The organism is Pseudoduganella flava, from assembly GCF_007830495.1.
GTDB classification, from domain to species: domain Bacteria; phylum Pseudomonadota; class Gammaproteobacteria; order Burkholderiales; family Burkholderiaceae_D; genus Rugamonas; species Rugamonas flava.
Genome location: NZ_VLKW01000010.1, coordinates 281504 through 288204, shown reverse-complemented (window position 1 = coordinate 288204; position 6701 = coordinate 281504). Strand labels below are relative to the sequence as shown.

The window sequence follows — 6701 nt, the reverse complement described above, 5'->3', positions numbered from 1 at the left end:
GATACCGGTGCAGTGGGCGATCTTTTCCATCGGTATTGCCCCCTATCGAGTACCTTCCAGATGACCAAGTGCGGAAGGTGAGCAAGCTGGGCTACATCTCGTACCGCAATCAATCCTTCTTCGTCGGGGAAGGCTTGTATGCCGAACTGGTGGCAATCCGCCCAACCGGTACCGACGGCGTCCTAGAGGTCTATTTCTGCAAGCACAAAGTCCGGCAGATAGACCTCCAGAATCCATCGTAAGATACGGCTTCAATGTGTAACCCATGTCTCCCGACATGTGTTACCTATGTCCCCCGACCATACACCCGGCGGGTCTGACCCAAGAAGTTGGGTTTTGGGGTTGAAGAAACTGGTACGTAGCCTGCCCGCGAACCCCAAAAAGCAAAGTCTGGGGTCAGGGAGGAGTGTGGGCTTGCAAGCCCACACCGCTACGCCGGCAAGGACCGGCGGTCCTTAGAACCCCGGCTACGCCCCGGCGGGTCTGACCCCAGAGGGACACGAGCTCGGCAGTCAGAAGAACACGGCGGTGCGCGTGACGATGGTGCCGTTGTTGGTGTACGGCCCCGTGGCGCGCACGGCGCCCGTGTCGGGCTTGCCGTCGTCCAGTTTGGAGTCCAGCTGTTCGGAGAACGAATCGGGCAGGTTGTCGAAGCGGATGCCGTTGCCGCCGCGGCCCGCGATCACGTCGTTGTAGATGTACACGGCGCCGCCCTGGGCGCTCGTCATGAAGTCCGTGCTGCCGTTGAACGAGCCCGTGATGAAGCCGCCCAGCGCCAGGTGCTGCGGCGCCAGCTGGTATTCGGCGATCTGGCCGTCGCCGTTGCCGTTGCCGCTCGTGCCGGGCACGTGGGCCGTGGCCTGCGCGTCGTCGCCCGGCAGCGCGCGGAACTTGTCCTGGTAGGCGTTGACGGCGGCCTGCAGCGACGTCGATTGCTGGATCACGTTCTTGATCTTGGCGTTGTCGATCAGGCTCTGGCCCTTCAGCACCCCGCCCAGCAGCAGGCCGATGATGACAAGCACGATGGCGATTTCGACCAGCGTGAAACCGCGCGCCGCGCGCGCTCCGGAATGCGACATGATGACTCCTCGATACAATGGCTTGGGCTTTCAGGCCACATCTTACAAGCCCGGCCGCTTTTGCGCAGCATCTACCGTGCGGCGCCCGCTTGTTCCAGCTCTTTCAGCCGCCGTTCCAGGAAGCGCACCTCGGCCGGATCGGTCACGGTGCCGCTTTCCAGCAGCGCGCCCGTCACGGCGCGGGCGCTGTCGAGTTCATTCATGTCCTGCAGGATGAAGATCTCCAGCTCGCGCGCCCACGCCGGCGCATTCGGCGCCCGCACGCGGATCGCCTGCGCGCAGCGGCGCGCCAGCGCCATGTCGTGCAGCCGGTGCCGCGCCAGCAGCGCGGCCTGCGCCATCGCCGGCCAGCGCTCCGCCGGGTCGGCGGCAAACGCCCGTTCGACGAAACCGATCATCGTGCGCACCCGCGCGGCATCGGGCACGGCGCCATACACCAGCGTGGCGGCCAGCAGTGGCTGGCGGCTGTGTGGATCGAGCGCCAGCGCGGCGTCCAGCCATTGCACGATGCGGCCGTAGTCCAGTTCGCGCAACGGCAGGCCCGTGTCGTAAGCATGCAGGTAGAGCAGTGCGAGGCGGGCAGCGACCGGCGCATCGCCAAGGCTCGCGAGGCGCAACAGCAGTGGCGGCGGGGCGGGCGGCAGCGGTGCGTGCGCCGCCAGCAAGGGCGGCGCCGCGCGATGCAGCGCCAGTTGCGCGGCCAGCGCGGCCAGCAGCGGCACAACCACGGCGGCGGGCACGCGGCGGCGCATCAGAACTCCTTGCGGTACAGGTCGAACAGCGCGGCCAGCGCCAGCAGCGTCACGTAGATCGCCGTCTGCGCCGCGACGAATGCCAGGTCGGCCGCGCTGCCCGTATGGTGCTCCAGCCATTCGCCGCGCGCGAACGCGTCCAGCCGCGGCAGCACGAACGCCAGCGCGTCGATGCCGGCGGCGATGACGCCCTGGCTCGTATCGGCGACAGCGTCGTGGCCCGCCAGCTGCAGTGCCGCGGCACTGCGCGCGAGCACGTAGAAGCCGTACGTGGCGCACAAGGACGGCAGCGCGTGCTGCAACGTCAGCGTGCAGAACACGGCGAACGCCGCGACGATCCACGTCTCGCCCAGCAGCGCCAGCGCCCACAACGCGGCCTGGCCCGGCGGCGCGACCAGCAGCACGAGCGCACCGGCCGGCAACGCGATCAGCAGCGCCAGCGCGCCGCAGCCGGCCAGGCGGCCCAGCAGCCACGTGGCGCGCGGGTAGGGCAGGGCGATGAACAGGTCGGCCTGCTTGTCCTGATATTCGCGTACCAGCGACGTGACGGCGAAGACGGCCGCCACGCACACGGCGGCCAGCCGCAACAGGGCGCCCAGCAGCACGGCCTGCGTGCCGCGCCCGTCGCCGGGCAGTGCCGCCTGCAGGAAGCCGGCCAGCGCCACGGACCCCAGCAGCAGCGCCGCCAGCAGCCACGCGAGCCGGCTGCGCAGCGCCTCCTTCACCGTGCTGGCCGCGATCGCCCGCAATGCGCCGACAGCTCCCGTCATGGCAGCCGGCGCGCCGCGATCATCCGGTTGAACAGGATGTTCGGCGACACCCACACCACGTCGTCATCGAACGCGCCGCCCGGCAGCGCGGCGTTGTCGCTGCCGCCGCGCGCGATGAACGCGGTGCCGATGGGGTTCAGGTTGGCCTTCTCGTCGGCATTGCCGGTGCCCGCATCGGCGAGCCGCACGCCGAGGTCGGAGAATCCGCCATAGCCGTTCTTCCCGGTCGAGATGATCACGGCCGGGATGTCGTTCGGCGCCGTCGCGGCCACCAGGTTGCCGGCCGCATCGCGCGTGGCCACCGTGATGTCGCGCGGTGTCGACAGGCGGAACGGCGCGGCGCTGTCGGCGAAGTCCGGCGTCACGCTGTACAGGAAGATGCGGCCCCACGAATCCAGTTTCGCCGTGCCGAGCGTGGCCCATGGCAAGAAGCCGGTGCGGCGCTCGTTCGTGCAGCGGTCGCCCGCGCGGTCTTCCAGGCCGTTCGCGGCCGAGATGGCCGGGCAGGGCAGGTGGCCGTTGCGCACCGCGTAGCCGACCAGCGCCTCGCGCGCCTCGTCGAGCGCCTTGCGCGTGTCGGCAGAGCGGCGCTGTTCCAGCTGCGTCGACAACGGCGTGATCAGGCCGCCGATCAACAGGCCCACGACGATCAGCACGATCGCGATCTCGACCAGCGTGAAGCCGCGTTGGGTAAAGGGGCTTGCTTTCATCGTCTACGGCAGCACGCGCGCCGCCGCCATCCTTTCGTACAGGGTGTCCAGGGAAATATAGACCACGAGGTCGTCGAACGGCCCGCCCGGCACGGCCGGGTCGGTGCTCGCGGGGCGGCGGATGAAACCCGTCGTGGCCACGTCGTTGCCCTGTTCATCGGTGTTGTTGACGGAGCCGTTCGCCTGCGGCAGGCCGGCCGTGTTGGTGCCCAGGTTGTCGCGGCCTTGCGAATACACGACGGCGGGTGCGCACTGCGTGTAGACCAGGCACTCGGTGTATCCCGCTTCGTAGCGCAGCGCGCCGTTGCCGTCGCGCGTCTGCACGCGCTTCGTCGCAACGGAAAACAGCCGCTGGATCGGCGCCGCCGTGTAGCGCGGCGTGACGCTGTAGCGCAGCCGCTTGCCCCAGCTGTCCGCACCGTCGACGGCCAAGGTGACCCACGGCAGGAAGCCGCTGCACGCCGCTTCGTCGGTACACGGCGTGTCCCGTTCGCGCCCGTCCGTGGCGGAGATCGCGGGCCGCGGCAGCCGGCCATGGGTGGCCGCGAAGCCGACCAGCGCGTCCGTCGCCTCGGCCAGCACGGCCAGCGTGCGCTGCTCGCGGGCCCGCTCCAGCGTATTGCCGCCGAACGCCGAGATCAGCAGCGCGGCAAACACCGTGCTGGCCACGGCCAGCAGCAACAGCAGCACGGCGCCGCGCTGGCGGCGCGGGTCAACGCAAATCCGAGATCGTGCCATCGTCGGGGGAATAGCTCTGGCCCGGCTTCATCAGCAGCCGCCGGCCTGCCACGTCGACGGGCACCGGGGCGCCGGCCCGGTAGCGGCCCAGCCGGGTGTCGCGCGCTTCGCCGTCCAGCCAGACGGTGGCGCTGCCGTTGCTGCGGCGCACGACGCCGGACAGGCGCACCGGTGCCGGCGGCGGTGCCGGTGGCGGCGCGGCGGCAGGGGCGGTGGCAGTGGCGGCGGCCGGCGGCGCCGCTGCCGCACCGTTGGGCACCGGCGCACCGCTGTAGCGCTGCTGGTCGAGCTGCGCGCGCTCGGCGGACGTGGTGAACAACCGGCCGAACGCCAGCGGGTCCTGCGCCGCCGCCGGCAGGGCAACGGCGGCGGCAACGCATGCAACCAGTGCCGGTATCCTCATCGCACACCTCCCGTGCGGCGCGCGCCAGGCGTCAATGTCAGCCAGTTCAGCGTACAGTCGGCAGACAGCGCAGCCGGCAGCGCGGCCGGCGACGCGGCGGCGCTGCCGCCCCCTTGCCCCGCCTGGGCCGCGGCCGTGCGGCGCAGCGCGCACTGCTGCACCGTGAACACGCCCTGCTGGCGCAGGTCGCCGAGGAAGTTGAACAGGTCCATCTCGTGCAGCAGGTCCATGTGCAGGGTCATGCGGCTGCCGCGCAGCTGGTAGTCGCCCGTCGCGAGGCGGCCTTCGATCTTGTACGGCTGCTGCGGCTCGATCTCGTAGGTCAGCGGCAGCAGGCGGCGCCGTTCCTGGATCAGGCGGATCGCCTCGACCCAGTCGAGCCGGTTCTCGACGCCGACGAAATGGCGCCGCTGCAGTTCGACGAACAGCGGCTGGTAGGCGCGGATCTCCTGCTTTTCCGATTCCACGTAGACGTAGCTGCGGCGCGCCGCGTCGCGCGCGTCGCGCGCCCGTGCCTCGTCGTTGCGGGCCGCGACGAGCTGCCAGTAGCTCGCCACCGCGCAGGCGATGCTGAGGGTGGCCGCGACGGCAAACGTGATCACGGCGGGCCGCACCAGCGCGAAGTCGCGCACCCAGTAGGGCAGCGGCACGCGCGCCGGCACCGGCGTGGCGGGGCGGCTGGCGGAGTTCGGGGTCAGGGCGTCCATGTGATGTCCAGCGTGAATTTATTGCGATCCTGCCCGCCGCTGGGCGCGCCCACGGTGCCGGACAGCTTGACGTTCGGGCGGATGTCGAACGGCAGCTGCACGATCTCGACCGACGTGCGGGGCATCGCGGCCAGGCGCTGCGCGAACGCGTTCATGTCGCCCAGCACCTTGCGGTAATCCTCGGGCCCCGACACCACTTCGGCCTGCAGCCGCAGCGTCTGCGGCGGCGACTTGGGAATGCCCAGCGCCAGCGACGACGTCGGCGCGACCAGCGCGGGGCCGCCCACCGTGCCCGTTGCCTGCGCGGGCGCCCCGGGAATCACGGCGCGCCAGTCGAGCTGCGTCAGGCGGATCTCCGGCGACTGTTCCAGCGCGCTGCTGACCATGCCCATCATCTGCAGCGGCCATGGCCCCTGGCGGGCCACCATCTGGTCGATCGACACCGCCGCGCGCATGTTGACGGTGCGCTCGCCCGTCGACGGCATGCTCGACATGCTGTTGCGGTAGTTGGCGCGATAATAGGCCGTCTCGGAGCGCAGCGCCTCGGCATTGCCGTGCGCCAGCGCGTAGCCGGCCAGGTTGACGACCGACCAGGCCAGGCCGGCCACGGCCAGCACGGCGCTGGACGCGTACAGCGACAGCCGGGCGCGCCACAGCTTGTAGTAATTGCCCGCGACCAGGGTCGGATAATGGCTCTGCGGCGCATGCCGCGCCAGCATCGCCAGCAGCAAGTCCTCGGCCGCGCCGGGCGTCGTCTTCAGGCCCAGCGCCGGCGCCACCGTATCGAGCGGCACCACGCGGTAGATCGTGTCGGCGCCGCTCTGGCAACGCGCGGCCAGTTCATCGGCGCGCTCGGCGTCGGCCAGCACCAGCACATGCAGCACATCGCCCCGTTCCAGCAGCCGCACGCTGGTCAGGAATTGCTGGGTCTTGCGCGTCTCGGCGGGAATCGCCCGCACCAGGTCCTCGCCCGGCGTGGCCTGCACGAGGCGCGAGAATTTCAGCGCACCGCCCTGGAAATAGGTCTGGCGCAGGCCGGCCGTGTCGCGCGTCACGAGCAGCATGTGCGGCCGCTTCACTTCCAGGCGCTGCACCAGTTCGCGGCCCAGCACCGCGCACGAATAGATGCCTGCCAGCGGCGTCTGCATCAGTTCCATCGCGTCGACCCAGGCCGTCAGCAGCAGGGGATTCGTCAGCGCCGTGAACAGCACCACGTCGTCGCGCCGGCCTTCGTCGGCGCGGCCCTGCACGAGCGCCGTGCGGTACGGCGTGTCGCGGTAGTGCTGCGCGAGGCGCCGTTCGCGCAGCTTGCGGCCCGCGCGGCCCGGCACGTGCGGCAGCAGCAGCCGCGTGAAGTCCTCTTCGATCAGGTCCGTCAGCAGGAACGCGGGGCGGCTGCCGTGGCGGTCCAGGTATTCGAGGAAGTCGTCGAGCCCCGTGCGGGTGGCGGGGAACGCGTCCGGGCCGGACAGCACGCCGCGCTCCCACTGGTAGGCGAGGAGCTGGTCGCTGGCAAGGTAGAAGAGCTGTTTCGCGAGCATG

At 70.4% G+C, this 6701-nt stretch carries 8 protein-coding genes and 1 pseudogene; 1 reads left to right on the top strand and 8 read right to left on the bottom strand.

Translation table 11 applies throughout. From position 1 onward, the window contains the following. A pseudogene (locus IP92_RS30335) lies at positions 1–242 on the top strand (IS481 family transposase); the annotation flags it as partial. Positions 243–512: 270 nt separating this feature from the next. Here the strand turns inward: IP92_RS30335 and IP92_RS23350 are convergent. The 8 genes from IP92_RS23350 to IP92_RS23320 form a co-directional block, all read right to left on the bottom strand. Continuing rightward, entirely contained in the window at positions 513–1079 is a 567-nt protein-coding gene (locus tag IP92_RS23350) for a prepilin-type N-terminal cleavage/methylation domain-containing protein (RefSeq protein ID WP_145879745.1), read from the bottom strand. 71 nt (positions 1080–1150) lie between these two features. Continuing rightward, entirely contained in the window at positions 1151–1831 is a 681-nt protein-coding gene (locus IP92_RS23345; protein WP_145879743.1) for a hypothetical protein, read from the bottom strand. Then, entirely contained in the window at positions 1831–2601 is a 771-nt protein-coding gene (locus IP92_RS23340; RefSeq protein WP_145879741.1) for an ABC transporter permease subunit, read from the bottom strand. Before IP92_RS23340 ends, IP92_RS23345 begins: the two co-directional genes overlap by 1 nt. Beyond that, the gene (locus IP92_RS23335) at positions 2598–3311 is read right to left on the bottom strand and encodes a prepilin-type N-terminal cleavage/methylation domain-containing protein (RefSeq protein ID WP_145879739.1); all 714 of its coding nucleotides are present in this window, start codon (positions 3309–3311) and stop codon (positions 2598–2600) included. The genes IP92_RS23340 and IP92_RS23335 overlap by 4 nt, the downstream gene beginning before the upstream one ends. 3 nt (positions 3312–3314) lie before the next feature. After that, positions 3315–4049 (bottom strand): hypothetical protein, encoded by a 735-nt coding sequence (locus tag IP92_RS23330; protein ID WP_145879737.1) that lies wholly within the window; start codon positions 4047–4049, stop codon positions 3315–3317. Beyond that, positions 4024–4452, bottom strand: a complete 429-nt coding sequence (locus tag IP92_RS30000) for a hypothetical protein (RefSeq protein ID WP_158206875.1) — start codon at positions 4450–4452, stop codon at positions 4024–4026. Before IP92_RS30000 ends, IP92_RS23330 begins: the two co-directional genes overlap by 26 nt. Then, entirely contained in the window at positions 4449–5159 is a 711-nt protein-coding gene (locus IP92_RS23325; RefSeq protein ID WP_145879735.1) for a hypothetical protein, read from the bottom strand. The genes IP92_RS30000 and IP92_RS23325 overlap by 4 nt, the downstream gene beginning before the upstream one ends. Next, positions 5147–6700, bottom strand: a complete 1554-nt coding sequence (locus IP92_RS23320) for a hypothetical protein (RefSeq protein ID WP_145879733.1) — start codon at positions 6698–6700, stop codon at positions 5147–5149. The genes IP92_RS23325 and IP92_RS23320 overlap by 13 nt, the downstream gene beginning before the upstream one ends. Position 6701: the final 1 nt, after the last annotated feature.

Coding starts and splice junctions, on each gene's coding strand:
- IP92_RS23350 (WP_145879745.1), bottom strand. CDS start 1,079: ATGTCGCATTCCGGAGCGCGCGCGGCGCGCGGTTTCACGCTGGTCGAA.
- IP92_RS23345 (WP_145879743.1), bottom strand. CDS start 1,831: ATGCGCCGCCGCGTGCCCGCCGCCGTGGTTGTGCCGCTGCTGGCCGCG.
- IP92_RS23340 (WP_145879741.1), bottom strand. CDS start 2,601: ATGACGGGAGCTGTCGGCGCATTGCGGGCGATCGCGGCCAGCACGGTG.
- IP92_RS23335 (WP_145879739.1), bottom strand. CDS start 3,311: ATGAAAGCAAGCCCCTTTACCCAACGCGGCTTCACGCTGGTCGAGATC.
- IP92_RS23330 (WP_145879737.1), bottom strand. CDS start 4,049: ATGGCACGATCTCGGATTTGCGTTGACCCGCGCCGCCAGCGCGGCGCC.
- IP92_RS30000 (WP_158206875.1), bottom strand. CDS start 4,452: ATGAGGATACCGGCACTGGTTGCATGCGTTGCCGCCGCCGTTGCCCTG.
- IP92_RS23325 (WP_145879735.1), bottom strand. CDS start 5,159: ATGGACGCCCTGACCCCGAACTCCGCCAGCCGCCCCGCCACGCCGGTG.
- IP92_RS23320 (WP_145879733.1), bottom strand. CDS start 6,700: ATGCTCGCGAAACAGCTCTTCTACCTTGCCAGCGACCAGCTCCTCGCC.